Origin of the sequence: Mycobacterium paraseoulense (assembly GCF_010731655.1) — a bacterium.
In the GTDB taxonomy this organism is placed as follows: Bacteria; Actinomycetota; Actinomycetes; order Mycobacteriales; family Mycobacteriaceae; genus Mycobacterium; species Mycobacterium paraseoulense.
Genome location: NZ_AP022619.1, coordinates 3,516,205 through 3,531,566, shown reverse-complemented (window position 1 = coordinate 3,531,566; position 15,362 = coordinate 3,516,205). Strand labels below are relative to the sequence as shown.

The window sequence follows — 15,362 nt, the reverse complement described above, 5'->3', positions numbered from 1 at the left end:
CCGTCATCACCGGGTCGCCAGCACCAGGCCGATCCCGCCGAGGGCCAGCAGCCAACTCGTGAAGCTGCCGACCAAGAAGTACTCGGTCACCTCGTCGATGCCGACCTCACCGTTGCGGCCCTTCTGGGCGCTCAACTCGGGAAAGCGGATGATGCCCTTGGCGGCGACGACGGCGCTGGCGGCGGCCACCTGGCCGCCGACGCCCAGGCTCAGGATCAGCAGGCGTTCCATGGGGCCCAGCAGTCGGCCGCCCTTGAGCCGGTCCGACGGCTGCGGCTCACCGGCCGGGCGCACCGCTCCCACCGAACCGAGCACCAGGCGCACAAGCTGATTCGCGGTCGCGAACTGCACCAGCACCACGCCGAGGATCATCAGCAGCCGCGTGGGCGTCACGTGGCTGAGCGGCAGCTGCACCCACGCCGACCACCGCCCGATGACGCCGCCGACCGTCGACGTCCAGCCGGACAGCAACGTCAAGAGGGCCAGCGTCGCAGCGAACACCGCGAGCGGCGCGGCCTGGTGGCCGCCGCTGCGTTCGCTGCGCGCGCAGAGCCATTCCCATGCGACGACCGACGCGGCAGCCAGCACGAGCAGCGGGATGTCGCCGGCATGCCACAGCGCGCCCAGCGCCAAGAACGCCGCCACCACAACCGGCCCGACCGCAAGCGGCACCCACACCGCCCGGATCGCTCGGCGACACAGGTCGGCGATGCCGAGAGCCGTAAGCAGGACGGCGACGGCGCTCACGGCAGGCCCCGAAGGTATTGACTGGCAAGGACAATCAGATCCAAACCGTCGCGGCTCGCGCGCTGCGAGACCGCCGACGGGCTGATGCCCTCGGCAGCGGCGAGCTCCCTTTTGGTGCGGCCGGTCATCAATCCCCTCACAATCCGCAACGACCTCTCATCGAGCGATCCAAGCAGATGGTCCCGACAAATCAGCGCCGCGTTGACCGCGGCGATGTCGGTGCGCGTCTCTGCGGCGGCCCGAAACGTCGTGCGCACCAGCGCCAAGCCGGGCTGCCGCTGGGCCTTCGCCGTCTGCTGGATGGCCTCCCGGGCGGTCCACCACCCCGGACCGTCCTGGATGCCGGCGTCGGCGTCCAGGACGGTCACCGCGCCCCACCCAAGCCCGAAGCGGACATCGACATCGGGCACAAGTAACAGGCGCACGGTCAACGCCGCGTCGATCGCACCACCGAGAGTGGGGTAGCTGCCCTGAAACTCGTCCCCCACGGTGAAGGATGGCGGGTCGATCGCGCCGTTCGCGACCTGGCCGAGGGCGTCGGCCACGCGCCGATGCAGGGCGGGCCGGTCCCCGGCACGCCGGGACCCCACCACATCGCCGATCAGCGTTGCGCGGATTGAAGGCTCAGCCTTCACCTTAGACATATAAAGACTATAGCTTCATTTATCACATATTTAGCGGAAAGCTTAACCAGGCTCGGTGGTCGAGACGCCGCTCAAGTCGACGGCCGGTCTTTGACCCTCAGATAACCCTCTATGCCGACCCGTTCGAAGGTGCGTCGGCGGCGCGGCGACAGCAAGGGCAGGGCCTCCCCAGCGTCGATGATCTCGGGCCGCACGACCTGGTATTTCTCGCCCCGCGACGAGATCGTCGCTCGCCCCGCCGCGCGAACATTCTGCAACCAATCCACCGCGGTGCCGTAGGGCAACGGTATGACGAAGCCGCCATCGATGCGTTCGGCGACGACCGGTGTGGCGTACACCTTGCCCGACCGGCGTCCGGTGTGCTCGATCGCCGCCGCATACCAGTTCTTGCGGCCGGCCAGCCGCAGCATGAGCGGGTTGAGGAGGTACCTGTTGGACGTGCGAATCGCGTTCAAAAGCGGCGTGGGCCAGGTTTCCGGTGCCAGCGACATCATTGATCCAGGATGGCGCCGCGCCGCGGGCCACGGCCAGAGTCCTTAGTCCGCTGCTGACGGTTGCACGAGCGCCGCCGCGGCCTTCAGGTGCGCGATCGCGTCGCGCACGATCGAGTCGATCAGCTCGGCGCACGACGGCAGGTCCTCGAGGATGCCGGCGACCTGGCCGGATGCGAGCACCCCGGCCTCGGTGTTGCCCTCGACCAGCCCCGCCTTCAACAGCATGGGAGTGTTGGCCGCCATCACCACTTGTGACCAGGTCAGCTCCTTGCCGTGGCGCATCGCCAGGCCGTCGCGGATCATCGACCGCCAGGTCATCTGCGACATGTGTTTGAACTTCGCCGCGTTACGCACGGCCGCGGTGAGACCCCTTACCGGCGAACCGCTTTCCAGCCTTTCGACCAGGCCGGTGCGCAGGACGCGGTGCGGCATGCCGTCCACGCGCGTGGTGACCACGGTGCCGTCCAGCGCCGCGTCCAGGTAGCGCCGCTTGACCGCCTCGGGGACGGTCGAATCGGAGGTCAACAGGAAGCGAGTGCCCATCGCCACGCCCGCGGCGCCGTAGCTCAGCGCGGCCGCCAGCCCGCGCCCGTCGAAGAATCCCCCGGCCGCGATCACCGGAATGCCGGTGCCCTGCACGGCGTCCAGCACCGACGGCAGCAGCAGCGTGGTGGCGACGGGCCCGGTGTGCCCGCCGCCCTCACCGCCCTGCACGATCATCGCGTCGGCGCCCCAGGCCGCGACCTTGCGCGCGTGCTTGGCCGCGCCGATCGACGGGATCACCACCGCGCCGGCCTCTTTCAGCCGGGCGATCAACTCCTGCTTGGGCGCCAGGGCGAACGACGCCACCTTCACGCCCTCGCGGATCATCAGGTCGACGCGGTCGCCGGCGTCGGCGGCGTCGGCGCGGATGTTCACCCCGAACGGCTTGTCGGTTGCGGCCTTGACCTTACCGATGGCCGTCGCCAACTCGTCCAGCGTCATGGTGGCCGACGCCAGGATGCCCAGCCCGCCCGCGTTGGCGGTAGCGGCCACCAGCCGCGCGCCGGCCACCCAGCCCATCCCGGTCTGGACCACCGGGTGCTCGACACCGACCAGCTCGGTCAGCGGCGTGCGCAGCTTCATACCGACCGCCGACGATGCAGAGGGGGTACCACCCGCTTGCGGGGGACGAAGCGATGGGCAGGAGGCGGAACAATCATCAACGTATCTCTCTGTCGCGCAGCGACTTCGGGTCGATGACCTCGCGGATCAGGCGGAGCTCCTCGTCGGTCGGCAGCCTGGTCTCGCCGGCCTCGTCCACCCCGTGCACCTCGAACGAGGTGGCCTCGCGGACATCGTCGGGGGATACCCCGGGATGCAGGGACACCGCGCGCATGGTGTGGTCCGGTCCGCCGAAGTCGAACACCCCGAGGTTGGACACGACCCGGTAGGTGTTGGCGAAGCGGAACGCCGGATTCTTAGGGTCCACCTTGTCCCAGCCGATGCCGCAGACCACGTCGACCGCCTCGCAGAACACCCGCTTGGAGTGGTTGCCGACCCAGTAGCTGGTCGCGTGGTTGATCGCGTTGCCCGGCGCGCCCCGCAGGCCGAACATCTGTCTGGTCGGGTGTTGCAGCGGGCCGAACGCCGAGATGTTCTGATTGCCAAAGCGGTCAACCTGATTGGCGCCCATCACCACATGCCGCCGGCCCCAGGCCAGCGTCTCGAACACCCGCCCGAACGGCATCCAGCCCTCCACAAGTCCGGGCTTGCCCAGGGCCGGGGTGTCCGCCAGCAGTTGCGCCTCGCCGTCGGTCAGCAGAATGTCGGGTGAAAAGGTCAACCGCGCCAGCCGCGCGCCGACCGATGCCATGTTCGTCATCGGGCTGACCATGATTTCGCCCGCTCCGGCGAACAATTCGGCACACGCGACTGCGCACACCTCGGCGCGGGTGGTGCTCACTTGGCCGCCTCCTCTGCGAACGCGCGGACCGCCGCCTGATAGTCGTCTTCGCTGCCCGACAGGTAGGTCTGGACGAACGTCTGCCAGCCCTCGTCGGTCGATGCGGCCTCGGCGTAATGCCGCTGGAATTTCTCGTCGCGACCGTAATCCGGTGCGGCGGTGGTGAAGTGGGCGCCACCCGGCGCCTCCACCACGGAGTCGACCATCATCCGGTTCACCAGCAGGGCCTGCGGGGGAACGGCCTTCACCAGCTCCTCGGTGGAGACGACGCGCTCTACCGACAGGAAACGCTTGTCGGCGGCCATCAGGAACAGATCGTCGAAGTAGGGATCGATGCCGGTGTAGGCCGCATTGCCGCGGCTGTCGCCGAGATTGAGGTGCACGAAGGCCGCGTCCAAGCGCAGCGCCGGCATGGCGATCAGCGTCTCATGCCCGCCCTCCGGTGCGGGGTACGGGCTGGTCACGGTCCGCAGTTCGCCCTCCCAGAAGTCGGGGACCGAACTGCCCAAACCGGCCCGAATCGGCAGGAACGGCAGGCGTTGCGCGGCGGCCTGCAGGCCGCACCGCAGCATGCCCTCGTCCATCTCCCTGGCCTCGATCGCTCCGCTGGTGCGGGCCTTGGCGAACCAGGGGTCGTAGAAGGGCGGGGAGTCCAGCGAAACGAAGCCGTAGTAGACGCGCTTGACCTTGCCGGCCGAGCAGAGCAAACCCAGATCGGGCCCGCCGTAGGTGACCACCGTCAAATCTTTGACGCCGGTGCGCAGCATGGCGCGCACGAACGCCATCGGCTTGCGCCGCGAGCCCCAGCCGCCGATACCGATCGTCATGCCGCTGCGCAATTGCGCGACGGCGGCGTCCAGGCTGGTCCTTTTGTCGGTCACTTGTCCTTGCCCTTCGCCGTTCCGGCGAACGCGTCGCGGTGCTCGTCGGCGACGCCGGCCAGATTGAGCTCGAACGTAAAGCCCTGTTCCATGCGGTAACTCGAGTTGACCCGCTGCACGTCGATCAGGTTGAGCGCTTCCTTGGCCGCGCGGATGACCCGGGTGTCCTTGGCGGCGATGTCGCGGGCCACCTTCAAAGCGGCTTCGTCCAGGTGGTCGCGCGGCACCACCTCGTGCACCGAACCGAAGTGGTGCAGGGTGGCCGCGTCGACGGTGGCGGCGGTGAAGAACAGCCGCCGCATCATGTGCTGCGGCACCAGCCGCGACAGGTGGGTGGCCGCGCCGAGGGCTCCGCGCTCCACCTCGGGCAGCCCGAAGGTGGCGTCCTCGGAGGCCACGATGACGTCGGAGTTGCCGACCAGACCGATGCCGCCGCCGACACAGAACCCGTTGACGGCGGCCACGACGGGCACCGCGCACTCATAGACCGCGCGGAAGGCGGCGAAGCATCCGCGGTTGGCGTCGATCAGCGCGGTGAATCCCTCGGTGCGCTGCATCTCCTTGATGTCGACCCCGGCGTTGAATCCGCGCCCCTCCGCCCGCAGGATGACGACATGGGTCTCGGGGTTGCGGCCGGCGTCCGTGATCACGTCGGCCAGCTCGAACCAGCCGCGCGACGGAATGGCGTTGACCGGGGGAAAGTCGACGGTGACCGCGACGATGCCCGGTTCGGTGGTTTTGGATGTGATGGGCAAGGTGCCACTTCCTTGTGGGGTAACTACCTAAGCAAGCACTTGCTTGGTACGCTAGCACAGTGACTCGCGCCGAAGCACCCGACGCCATCAACCTGGGGCTGGCCGGACGGGTGGTGCTGGTCACCGGCGGGGTTCGCGGAGTCGGCGCCGGAATCAGCTCGGTCTTCGCCGGGCAGGGCGCGACCGTCATCACCTGCGCACGGCGGGCCGTTGAGGGTCTGCCCTATGAGTTTCACTCTTGCGACATCCGCGACGACGATGCCGTCAAGGCGCTGGTCGACTCGATCGTCGACGAGCACGGCAGGCTCGACGTCGTGGTCAACAACGCCGGCGGTTCGCCGTACGTGCTGACCGCGGAGTCCAGCGCGAAGTTCAACCGCAAGATCATCGAGTTGAACCTGATTGGGGCGCTGTCGGTTTCGCAACACGCCAACGAGAAGATGCAGACCCAGAGCGGCGGCGGGTCGATCATCAACATCTGCAGTCTGTCCGGCCGGCGGCCATCGCCCGGCACCGGCGCCTACGGGGCGGCCAAGGCCGGCCTGGAAAGCCTCACGCAGACCCTCGCGGTGGAATGGGGGCCGAGGGTCCGGGTGAACGCCTGCGTCGTCGGCATGGTCGAGACCGAACAATCCGAGCTGTTCTACGGCGACGCCGAGTCCATCGCGGCGATCTCGAAGAACGTGCCCCTGGGCCGACTTGCCAAGCCCGACGATATCGGCTGGGCCGCGGCGTTTTTGGCGTCGGATGCGGCGTCCTACATCAGTGGCGCCTCGCTCGAGGTGCACGGCGGCGGCGAGCCGCCGCACTATCTGTCCACAACGACCGCCAGCGCGGTCAAGTAGAGGAGACACGAACAATGGGAGTGGTTGACGGCCGCGTCGTCATCGTCACCGGAGCGGGCGGCGGTATCGGACGCGCCCACGCGCTGGCCTTCGCGGCCGAAGGCGCGCGTGTGGTGGTCAATGACATCGGCGTGGGCCTGGACGGTTCGCCGGCCGGGGGCGGCAGCGCCGCCCAGGGCGTGGTCGACGAAATCACCGCCGCCGGTGGGGAAGCCGTCGCCAACGGGTCCAACGTCGCCGACTGGGACGAGGCGGCCGCCCTGATCCAGACCGCCGTCGACCATTTCGGTGGGCTGGACGTTCTGGTCAACAACGCGGGCATCGTGCGCGACCGGATGATGGCCAACACCAGCGAGGAGGAGTTCGACGCCGTCATCGCCGTGCACCTCAAGGGCCACTTCGCCACGATGCGGCACGCCGCGTCGTACTGGCGGGGCCTGTCCAAAGAGGGCAAGACCGTCGACGCGCGGATCATCAACACCAGTTCGGGCGCCGGCCTGCAGGGCAGCGTCGGGCAGGGCAACTACAGCGCCGCCAAGGCCGGCATCGCGGCGATGACGCTGGTCGGCTCGGCCGAGATGGGCCGCTACGGCGTCACGGTCAACGCCATCGCGCCGTCGGCGCGCACCCGCATGACCGAGACCGTCTTCGCCGAGATGATGGCAACGCAGGACCAGGATTTCGACGCCATGGCGCCGGAGAACATCTCGCCGCTGGTGGTGTGGCTGGGCAGCGCCGAATCCCGTGACGTCACCGGGAAGGTGTTCGAGGTCGAGGGCGGCAAGATCCGCGTCGCGGAGGGCTGGGCGCACGGACCGCAGATCGACAAGGGCGCCAGGTGGGACCCCGCGGAATTGGGCCCGGTCGTCGCCGACCTGCTTGCCAAGGCACGCCCACCGGTCCCCGTGTACGGGGCCTGACGACTAAGCCGGGTCGCAGATCACGATCGGGATCAGCCGATCGGTCCACGACTGGTAGTCCTCGAACGAGGGATACATGGCGTTCAACTTCGGCCAGTACTCCGCGCGCTCCTCGGCGGTGGCGTCGCGCGCCTGCAGCTGCAGCACCTCGTCCTTGATCTGCACGGAGACTTTGGGGTTGGCCTTGAGGTTGAGATACCACAACGGGTGCTTGTCGCTGCCGCCCTTCGATGCGACCAGGACCACCCGGTTGCCCTCGCGCAGATAGAGCAGCGGACTCACCCGCGGTTCACCGGTCTTGCGGCCCGTCGTGGTGAGCAGCGCAACCGGTGCCTTTTGGAACGTGCCGCCGAATTTTCCGTTGCTGCGTCGGTAGATCCACGCGTTGCCCTTGGCCATCCATTTGATGATGAAGTCGACCCAGGGTGCGTTCAACGAGCGTGGCTTCGGTTTCGGCATGGTGCTCCTCTGTGCTCGATGTGCCGGCTTCTCCCCACCCCGCTTTGCGGGCTGCGTCGTTACCGGCGCTGCTGGACGAACGGTTGGAAGCGAACCTTGATGTGCTGGATTTCGGCCGCCCCGCTCGGAGTTTCGGCGGGAATCGCGAACGTCTCGCTGACCCGTGCGGCCAGCCGCCGGCCGCCGAACGCCGCCTTGGTGAGCACGGTGTACGCCGCGTGCACCCGATCGCCCTCGATCCGGTAGTCCGGCGGTGTGGTGTCGGCGAGGAATCGGTACTGGGCACCGCGATTAAGGCTGCGGCGCAGGTGGTTTCCGGAAAACCCGTTCTTGATCCCCTGCTCGACGCGGGTGCACCGCGCGGCGAACGGCACTGAGTCGCCGTCATGGCTGACCAGCGCGTCGATATAGGACTGCGCCGCGGCGATGCGGCTCTCCTCCGAGACGATCAAGTGCTAGATGCGCTCGATGATGGTGCCGGTCGACAGGGCCCCGCCCGCGCACATGGTGATCAGCGCGGTGGTCTGATCGGTGCGCTCCAGCTCGTGCAGGGCGGTGGTGATCAGCCTGCTGCCGGTGCTGCCCACCGGGTGGCCCAGCGCGATGGCACCGCCGTTGACGTTGACCCTGGCCATGTCGGGCTCGTGGACTCGCGCCCACGACAGCACCACCGACGCGAAGGCCTCGTTGATCTCTACCAGGTCGATGTCGCCCATCTTCATGCCGGCCTTCTCCAGCACCTTGGCCGTCGACTGCACCGGGCCGTCCAGGTGGTAGTACGGCTCGGCGCCGATGAGCGCCTGGCTGACGATGCGCGCCCGCGGCCGCAGCCCGAGCGCCTTGGCCTTGTCCTCGTCCATCCACAACACGGCCGCGGCCCCGTCGGAGATCTGCGACGACGTTCCCGCCGTGTGGATCCCGCCCTCGATGACCGGCTTCAGCGCGGAAAGGCCCGACAGAGTCGTCTCCCGCAGGCCCTGGTCGCGGGAGATGGTGACCCGCTCCGACGTCGGTTGCTTGTTCTCGTCCAGCGCCGGCGCCTCGATCGGGGAGATCTCGCGATCGAAACGGCCTTCCTCCCAGGCCTGCTTGGCCTTGGCCTGCGACTCGTAACCGAACTGGTCGATGTCGTCACGCGTGATGCCGCGCCGCTTGGCGATCCGCTCAGCGGCGGTGAACTGGTCGGGCAGGTCGATGTCCCACGACGCGGGCCGCAGGATGCTGCGGTCGGGACCGGCGTTGGCGCCGAGTCCGACGCGGCTCATGGCCTCGATTCCGCACGCGATGCCGATGTCGATCGCGCCGGCCGCGATCAGGCCGGCGATCAGGCCGTTGGCCTGCTGGCTGCTGCCGCACTGGCAGTCCACGGTCGTGGCGCCGACGTGTTCGGGCAGCCCGGCGACGAGCCAGCTCACCCGGGTGATGTTGTTGGACTGCTCGCCGAACTGCGTCACGCAGCCGCCGATCACCTGTTCGACGTCGCCCGCATCGATGCCGGCCTTCTCCACCAGTGCCTTCTGCACCGCACCGAGCAGCTCGGTGGCGTGCAGCCCTGACAGCCATCCGTTCCGCTTGCCGATCGGGCTGCGGGTGGCTTCGACGATTACCGGGTTACCCATTCCGTCAGGCTAGAACACGTTTCATTACTCTGACAAGCGAGGATGATGACCTGCCTTTTATCTGCCTAGGAGCCGTGTTTTACTGGCACTAGAACACGTTGCAATTGAGGAGCGCACACATCATGGCACCCCCCAACATTCCCGCCGACTTCGACTTCCTTGACCCGGACGTCAACCTCGCCGGGCTGCCCGTCGAGGAGCTCGCCTGGCTGCGCAAGGCGGAGCCGATCCACTGGGTCGACATTCCCAACGGCGCCGGCGGGTTCGAGGACCACGGCTATTGGATCGTCACCAGGCACGCCGACGTCAAGGAGGTGTCGAAACGCAGTGACATCTTCTCCAGCTGGATGAACGGCGCCATCCCGACATGGCCGCCGGAGATGAAGCGTGAGCAGGTGGAACTGCAGCGCAGCGTCATGCTCAACATGGACGCGCCGCACCACACCCGGCTGCGCAAGATCATCTCCCGCGGGTTCACCCCGCGGGCCATCGGACGGCTGGAAGCCGAACTGGCCCAGCGGGCCCAGAACATCGCCAAGACCGCGGCGGCCGAGGGCAGCGGCGACTTCGTCGAGCAGGTCTCGTGCGAGCTGCCGCTGCAAGCCATCGCGGGGCTGCTCGGCGTTCCCCAGGAGGACCGCGACAAGCTCTTCCGCTGGTCCAACGAGATGACGGGCGGCACGGACCCCGAGTATGCGCACGTCGATCCCGCACAGTCGTCGATGGAGCTGATCACCTACGCGATGGCCATGGCCGAGGAGCGGGGCAAGAACCCGACCGACGACATCGTCACCACGCTCATCGAGGCCGACATCGAGGGCGAAAAGCTCTCCGACGACGAGTTCGGCTTCTTCGTGGTCATGCTCGCCGTGGCGGGCAACGAGACCACGCGCAACTCGATCACGCACGGCATGATCGCCATGGCCAACAACCCCGATCAGTGGGAGCTGTTCAAGAAGGAGCGCCCGTCGACCACCGCCGACGAGATCATCCGGTGGGCCACCCCGGTGTCGGCCTTCCAGCGCACCGCCAACGAGGACACCGAGTTGGCCGGTGTCCAGATCAAGAAGGGCCAGCGGGTGGTGATGTCCTACCGGTCCGCCAATTTCGACGAAGAGGTCTTCGAAGACCCGCACACCTTCAACATCCTGCGCGACCCGAATCCCCATGTCGGCTTCGGCGGCACCGGCGCCCACTACTGCATCGGCGCGAACCTGGCCCGCATGACCATCAACCTGATCTTCAACGCGGTCGCCGATCACATGCCGGACCTCAAGCCCATCGGCGAGCCGGAGCGGCTGCGGTCGGGCTGGCTCAACGGGATCAAGCACTGGCAGGTCGACTACACCGGCGCGACGCGGTGACGTCCTGATGGACTTCAACCTCACTGCGACGCAACAGGCCGTCGCCGACGTGGTGACGTCCGTTCTGGATCGTGACCTCAGCTGGGACGCGCTGGTCAGCGGGGGCGTGGCGGCGCTGCCGGTGCCCGAACGCCTCGGCGGCGACGGCGTGGGCCTGCCCGAGGTTGCCACGGTGCTCACCGAGGTGGGTCGTCACGGCGCCATCACGCCCGCGCTGGCCACGCTCGGCTTCGGCGTGGCGCCGCTGCTTGAGCTGGCCTCCGCCGAACAGCAGGACCGGTTCCTGAGCGGCGTCGCCAAGGGTGGCGTGCTGACTGCCGCACTCAACGAGCCCGGCACCGCGCTGCCCGATCGGCCGTCGACGACGTTCGCCAACGGCCGCCTGGCGGGCACCAAAGTGGCTGTGCCGTATGCCGAATCGGCCGACTGGATCGTCGTGACCGCCGACAGCGCGGTGGTGGTGGTGTCGCCGAAGGCCGACGGCGTGGCGGTGGTTAAGACGCCGACATCGAACGGTGCGGACGAGTACACCGTCACGTTCGCCGACGTCGCTGTCGGCGAGTCCGACGTGCTGGCCGGAGCCCGGGCGCATCGGGTCAACCAGCTTGCCTTGGCGGCCGTCGGCGCTTATGCCGACGGGCTGGTGGCCGGGGCGCTGCGCCTGACCGCGGACTACGTGGCCAACCGCAAGCAGTTCGGCAAGCCGCTGTCCACGTTCCAGACGGTGGCGGCGCAACTCGCCGAGGTCTACATCGCCTCGCGCACGATCGATTTGGCGGCCAAGTCGGTGGTGTGGCGGCTGTCCGAGGGCCGGGACGCCGACGACGACCTCGACGTTCTCGGTTACTGGATCACCTCGCAGGCGCCGCCGGTCATGCAGACCTGCCATCATCTACACGGCGGCATGGGGATGGACGTCACCTACCCGATGCACCGGTACTACTCGACGATCAAGGACCTGTCCCGACTGCTGGGCGGTTCTTCTCATCGGCTCGACTTGGTGGGAGCGCAATGTTCATAGACCTGACTCCGGAGCAGCGCCAGCTGCAAGCGGAACTGCGGGAGTACTTTTCGAACCTGATCTCGTCCGACGAGATGAAGGCGATGGAGCAGGACCGGCACAACGAGGCCTACCGCGCGGTGATCAGGCGGATGGGCCGGGACGGCAAGCTCGGCGTGGGGTGGCCAAAGGAGTTCGGCGGCTTGGGCTTCGGTCCCATCGAGCAGTCGATCTTCGTCAACGAGGCGCATCGGGCCGACGTTCCGCTGCCCGCCGTCACCCTGCAGACCGTCGGTCCGACGCTGCAGCAGTTCGGTAGTGAGGCGCAGAAGAAGAAGTTCCTGCCGGCGATCTTGGCGGGCGAGGTGCACTTCGCGATCGGCTACAGCGAACCAGAGGCGGGCACCGACCTGGCGTCCCTGCGAACCACCGCCGTCCGTCAGGGCGACGAGTACATCGTCAACGGCCAGAAGATGTGGACCACCGGCGGGCACGACGCCGACTACATCTGGCTGGCCTGCCGCACCGACCCGGAAGCCGTGAAGCACAAGGGCATTTCGATCCTGATCGTCGACACGAAGGATCCCGGATTCTCTTGGACCCCGATCATCCTGTCCGACGGCGCGCACCACACCAACGCCACGTACTACAACGACGTGCGGGTGCCGGCGGACATGCTGGTCGGCGAGGAGAACGGCGGCTGGCGGCTCATCACCACCCAGCTCAACAACGAACGCGTCATGCTCGGCCCGGCGGGCCGCACTGCCGGCATCTACGACCGTTTGCACTCCTGGGCATCCAAGCCGGGCAGCGACGGGATAACCCCGATCGACCATCAGGACGTCAAGCGGGCGCTCGGCGAGATCCACGCGATGTGGCGGATCAACGAGCTGCTCAACTGGCAGGTGGCCGCGGCCGGTGAAGACATCAACATGGCCGACGCCGCGGCCACGAAAGTCTTTGGCACCGAGCGCATTCAGTACATCGGCCGACTCGCCGAAGAGATCGTCGGCAAGTATGGCAACCCGGCCGACTCGGACACCGCCGAGCTGCTTAACTGGCTGGACTCGCAAACCAAGCGCAACCTGGTCATCACCTTCGGTGGAGGCGTCAACGAAGTCATGCGAGAGATGATCGCGGCGGCGGGCCTCAAAGTGCCGAGGGTGCCCCGATGACCGACATCCACGACGCCGTCGCCGAGATCAAGGCGGCCGGTGGGCCCAAGCCGCGCGCCGGCCGCGACCCGGTGAACCAGCCGATGGTCAACAACTGGGTGGAGGCCATCGGCGACCGCAACCCCGTCTACGTCGACGAGGCCGCGGCCCGGGCGGCCGGGCATCCGGGAATCGTTGCCCCGCCGGCGATGATTCAGGTCTGGACCATGTTCGGCCTGAGCGGTGAGCGTCCGAAGGACGACCCGATGGGCCCCCTCATGGAGTTGTTCGACAACGCCGGCTACATCGGCGTCGTCGCCACCAACTGCGAGCAGACCTATCACCGCTACCTGCGTCCCGGCGAGCACGTCAGCATCACCTCGGAGATGGGTGACGTGATCGGGCCCAAGCAGACCGGTTTGGGTGAGGGTTATTTCATCAACCAGCACATCATCTGGCGGGTCGGGGATGAGGACGTCGCCGAGATGAACTGGCGCATCCTGAAATTCAAGCCGCGGGAAGAGGCGTCCGGGCCTGCCGTGCCCGAGGACCTGGATCCCGACGCCATGATGCGTCCCTCGTCGTCGCGGGACACCGCCTTCTTCTGGGAGGGGGTCAAGGCGCACGAGCTGCGGATCCAGCGGCGACCCGACGGCAGCCTGCAGCACCCGCCCGTGCCGGCGGTGTGGCAGGACAAGGCCGCGCCGATCGATTACGTGGTGGCCGGCGGCAACGGCACGGTGTTCAGTTTCGTCGTGCACCATGCGCCGAAGGTGCCGGGCCGTACGCTGCCATTCGTGATCGCGTTGGTCGAACTCGACGAGGGCGTGCGGATGCTGGGCGAGCTGCGCGGGGTCGACCCGGCCGACGTGAGGATTGGAATGCCGGTGCGCGCAACCTATATCGACTTCCCCGCCGGTGACAGCGGCCCGGAGTGGACACTGTATGCGTGGGAGCCGCAGGCATGAGCGCGCCGGCGATCGAAGTGGGCACCGTACTGCCCGAACTCAAGCTGCACGGCGACCCCACCTTCATCATCTCGACGGCCCTGGCCACGCGGGACTTCCAGGACGTGCACCACGACCGGGACCTGGCACAGGCCAAGGGGTCGAAGGACATCTTCGTCAACATCCTCACCGACACCGGCCTGGTGCAGCGCTACGTCACCGACTGGGCGGGCCCGTCGGCGCTGATCAAGTCCATCGGGCTGCGGCTCGGCGTGCCGTGGTACGCCTACGACACGGTGACCTTCTCCGGTGAGGTGACCGCCGTGGAGGACGGCCTGATCACGGTGAAGGTGTTCGGGCGCAACAGCCTTGGCGATCACGTCATCGCGACCGTGACACTGACGATGGGGGATTCCTGATGTTGTCGGGCAAGGCCGCGATCGTCGGCATCGGCGCCACCGACTTCTCGAAGGACTCCGGTCGAAGCGAGCTGCGGTTGGCCGCCGAGGCGGTGTTGGACGCGTTGGACGACGCGGGCCTTTCGCCGTCGGACGTCGACGGGCTGACCACCTTCACGATGGACACCAACAACGAGACCGCGGTGGCCCGCGCGGTCGGTATCGGTGACCTGAAGTTCTTCTCGCAGATCGGTTACGGTGGCGGCGCCGCGTGTGCGACCGTCCAGCAGGCGGCGATGGCCGTCGCCACCGGGGTGGCCGACGTCGTGGTGGCGTACCGGGCGTTCAACGAACGGTCGGGCATGCGGTTCGGCCAGGTGCAGGCCCGGCTGGCGGGAGACGCCCGCGCGCAGGCCGATTCGACCGCCGCCGACAATTCCTTCTCCTACCCGCATGGTCTGTCCACACCGGCCGCCCAGGTCGCCATGATCGCCCAGCGCTACATGCACTCCTCCGGTGCGACCAGCCGCGACTTCGGCGTCATCTCGGTGGCCGACCGCAAGCACGCCGCGAAGAATCCCAAGGCGTACTTCTACGGGAAGCCGATCACCATTGAGGATCACCAGAATTCGCGATGGATCGCCGAGCCGCTGCGGCTGCTGGACTGCTGCCAGGAAACCGACGGTGCGGTCGCGATCGTGGTGACTTCGGTGGAGCGCGCGCGGGACCTCAAGCAGCGGCCGGCCGTCATCGAGGCGGCGTCGCAGGGCTCGAGCCCCGACCAGTACACGATGGTCAGCTACTACCGGCCGGAACTGGGCCTACCGGAGATGGGCGTGGTGGGGCAGCAGCTGTGGCAGCAGTCCGGCCTGAAGCCGTCCGACATCCAGACCGCCGTCTTGTACGACCATTTCACCCCCTTCACGCTGATTCAGTTGGAGGAGTTGGGATTCTGCGGTAAGGGCGAGGCCAAGGACTTCATCGCCGACGGTGCGATCGAAATCGGTGGGCGGCTTCCCATCAACACCCATGGCGGTCAACTCGGTGAGGCCTACATCCATGGCATGAACGGCATCGCCGAGGGGGTCCGGCAATTGCGCGGGACCTCGGTGAACCCGGTGCCCGACGTCGAACACGTGCTGGTCACCGCGGGCACCGGCGTCCCCACGTCGGGCCTGATTCTCGGCTAG

The 15,362-nt window shown here is 67.7% G+C and carries 18 protein-coding genes; 8 read left to right on the top strand and 10 right to left on the bottom strand.

From position 1 onward, the window contains the following. Nucleotides 1-6 precede the first annotated feature (6 nt). From G6N51_RS16415 to echA20, 7 genes are all read right to left on the bottom strand, one after another. Nucleotides 7-747, bottom strand: coding sequence for a hypothetical protein (locus G6N51_RS16415; protein WP_083175763.1), 741 nt, complete (start codon nt 745-747; stop codon nt 7-9). Further along, complete coding sequence (locus G6N51_RS16410) at nt 744-1,391, bottom strand: SatD family protein (protein ID WP_083175765.1); 648 nt, start codon at nt 1,389-1,391, stop codon at nt 744-746. Before G6N51_RS16410 ends, G6N51_RS16415 begins: the two co-directional genes overlap by 4 nt. Before the next feature lie 71 nt (nt 1,392-1,462). Next, the gene (locus G6N51_RS16405) at nt 1,463-1,885 is read right to left on the bottom strand and encodes a nitroreductase family deazaflavin-dependent oxidoreductase (protein WP_083175767.1); all 423 of its coding nucleotides are present in this window, start codon (nt 1,883-1,885) and stop codon (nt 1,463-1,465) included. Nucleotides 1,886-1,927: 42 nt separating this feature from the next. After that, nucleotides 1,928-3,010, bottom strand: coding sequence for a (3aS,4S,5R,7aS)-5-hydroxy-7a-methyl-1-oxo-octahydro-1H-indene-4-carboxyl-CoA dehydrogenase (gene ipdC / locus G6N51_RS16400; RefSeq protein ID WP_083175769.1), 1,083 nt, complete (start codon nt 3,008-3,010; stop codon nt 1,928-1,930). Between the two features lie 76 nt (nt 3,011-3,086). Further along, a complete protein-coding gene (gene ipdB / locus G6N51_RS16395; RefSeq protein ID WP_083175771.1) occupies nt 3,087-3,830 on the bottom strand; it encodes a cholesterol ring-cleaving hydrolase subunit IpdB in 744 nt (247 codons plus the stop codon). Beyond that, nucleotides 3,827-4,711 (bottom strand): cholesterol ring-cleaving hydrolase subunit IpdA, encoded by an 885-nt coding sequence (gene ipdA / locus G6N51_RS16390; protein WP_083175773.1) that lies wholly within the window; start codon nt 4,709-4,711, stop codon nt 3,827-3,829. The genes ipdB and ipdA overlap by 4 nt, the downstream gene beginning before the upstream one ends. Beyond that, nucleotides 4,708-5,466: a (7aS)-7a-methyl-1,5-dioxo-2,3,5,6,7,7a-hexahydro-1H-indene-carboxyl-CoA hydrolase gene (gene echA20, locus G6N51_RS16385; RefSeq protein WP_083175775.1), complete on the bottom strand. Its 759-nt coding sequence runs from the start codon at nt 5,464-5,466 to the stop codon at nt 4,708-4,710. Before echA20 ends, ipdA begins: the two co-directional genes overlap by 4 nt. 59 nt (nt 5,467-5,525) lie before the next feature. On the opposite strand from echA20, the gene G6N51_RS16380 reads away from it, so the two are divergent. Together G6N51_RS16380 and G6N51_RS16375 are read left to right on the top strand one after the other, a co-directional pair. Next, the gene (locus G6N51_RS16380; protein ID WP_163750726.1) at nt 5,526-6,311 is read left to right on the top strand and encodes an SDR family oxidoreductase; all 786 of its coding nucleotides are present in this window, start codon (nt 5,526-5,528) and stop codon (nt 6,309-6,311) included. Between the two features lie 14 nt (nt 6,312-6,325). Next, nucleotides 6,326-7,231: an SDR family oxidoreductase gene (locus tag G6N51_RS16375; RefSeq protein ID WP_083175777.1), complete on the top strand. Its 906-nt coding sequence runs from the start codon at nt 6,326-6,328 to the stop codon at nt 7,229-7,231. A gap of 3 nt (nt 7,232-7,234) precedes the next feature. On the opposite strand, the gene G6N51_RS16370 is transcribed toward G6N51_RS16375, so the two are convergent. Genes G6N51_RS16370 through G6N51_RS16360 form a run of 3 tightly spaced genes read right to left on the bottom strand, consistent with a single transcriptional unit; the run spans nt 7,235 to nt 9,309 of the window. Further along, nucleotides 7,235-7,690 (bottom strand): nitroreductase family deazaflavin-dependent oxidoreductase, encoded by a 456-nt coding sequence (locus G6N51_RS16370; protein ID WP_083175779.1) that lies wholly within the window; start codon nt 7,688-7,690, stop codon nt 7,235-7,237. A gap of 59 nt (nt 7,691-7,749) precedes the next feature. After that, nucleotides 7,750-8,142 (bottom strand): hypothetical protein, encoded by a 393-nt coding sequence (locus tag G6N51_RS16365; RefSeq protein WP_083175781.1) that lies wholly within the window; start codon nt 8,140-8,142, stop codon nt 7,750-7,752. A 3-nt stretch (nt 8,143-8,145) separates the two neighbouring features. After that, nucleotides 8,146-9,309 (bottom strand): steroid 3-ketoacyl-CoA thiolase, encoded by a 1,164-nt coding sequence (locus tag G6N51_RS16360; protein WP_083175783.1) that lies wholly within the window; start codon nt 9,307-9,309, stop codon nt 8,146-8,148. A 122-nt stretch (nt 9,310-9,431) separates the two neighbouring features. On the opposite strand from G6N51_RS16360, the gene G6N51_RS16355 reads away from it, so the two are divergent. The 6 genes from G6N51_RS16355 to G6N51_RS16330 are packed head-to-tail and all read left to right on the top strand — an operon-like array spanning nt 9,432 to nt 15,362. Beyond that, nucleotides 9,432-10,673, top strand: a complete 1,242-nt coding sequence (locus G6N51_RS16355) for a cytochrome P450 (protein ID WP_083175785.1) — start codon at nt 9,432-9,434, stop codon at nt 10,671-10,673. Between the two features lie 7 nt (nt 10,674-10,680). Next, a complete protein-coding gene (locus G6N51_RS16350; RefSeq protein ID WP_083175787.1) occupies nt 10,681-11,694 on the top strand; it encodes an acyl-CoA dehydrogenase family protein in 1,014 nt (337 codons plus the stop codon). Next, nucleotides 11,685-12,848: an acyl-CoA dehydrogenase FadE29 gene (gene fadE29, locus G6N51_RS16345; RefSeq protein ID WP_083175789.1), complete on the top strand. Its 1,164-nt coding sequence runs from the start codon at nt 11,685-11,687 to the stop codon at nt 12,846-12,848. The genes G6N51_RS16350 and fadE29 overlap by 10 nt, the downstream gene beginning before the upstream one ends. After that, entirely contained in the window at nt 12,845-13,795 is a 951-nt protein-coding gene (locus G6N51_RS16340; protein ID WP_083175791.1) for a bifunctional MaoC family dehydratase N-terminal/OB-fold nucleic acid binding domain-containing protein, read from the top strand. Before fadE29 ends, G6N51_RS16340 begins: the two co-directional genes overlap by 4 nt. After that, complete coding sequence (locus G6N51_RS16335) at nt 13,792-14,193, top strand: MaoC family dehydratase (protein WP_046183003.1); 402 nt, start codon at nt 13,792-13,794, stop codon at nt 14,191-14,193. The genes G6N51_RS16340 and G6N51_RS16335 overlap by 4 nt, the downstream gene beginning before the upstream one ends. Further along, nucleotides 14,193-15,362, top strand: coding sequence for a lipid-transfer protein (locus G6N51_RS16330; protein WP_083175793.1), 1,170 nt, complete (start codon nt 14,193-14,195; stop codon nt 15,360-15,362). The genes G6N51_RS16335 and G6N51_RS16330 overlap by 1 nt, the downstream gene beginning before the upstream one ends.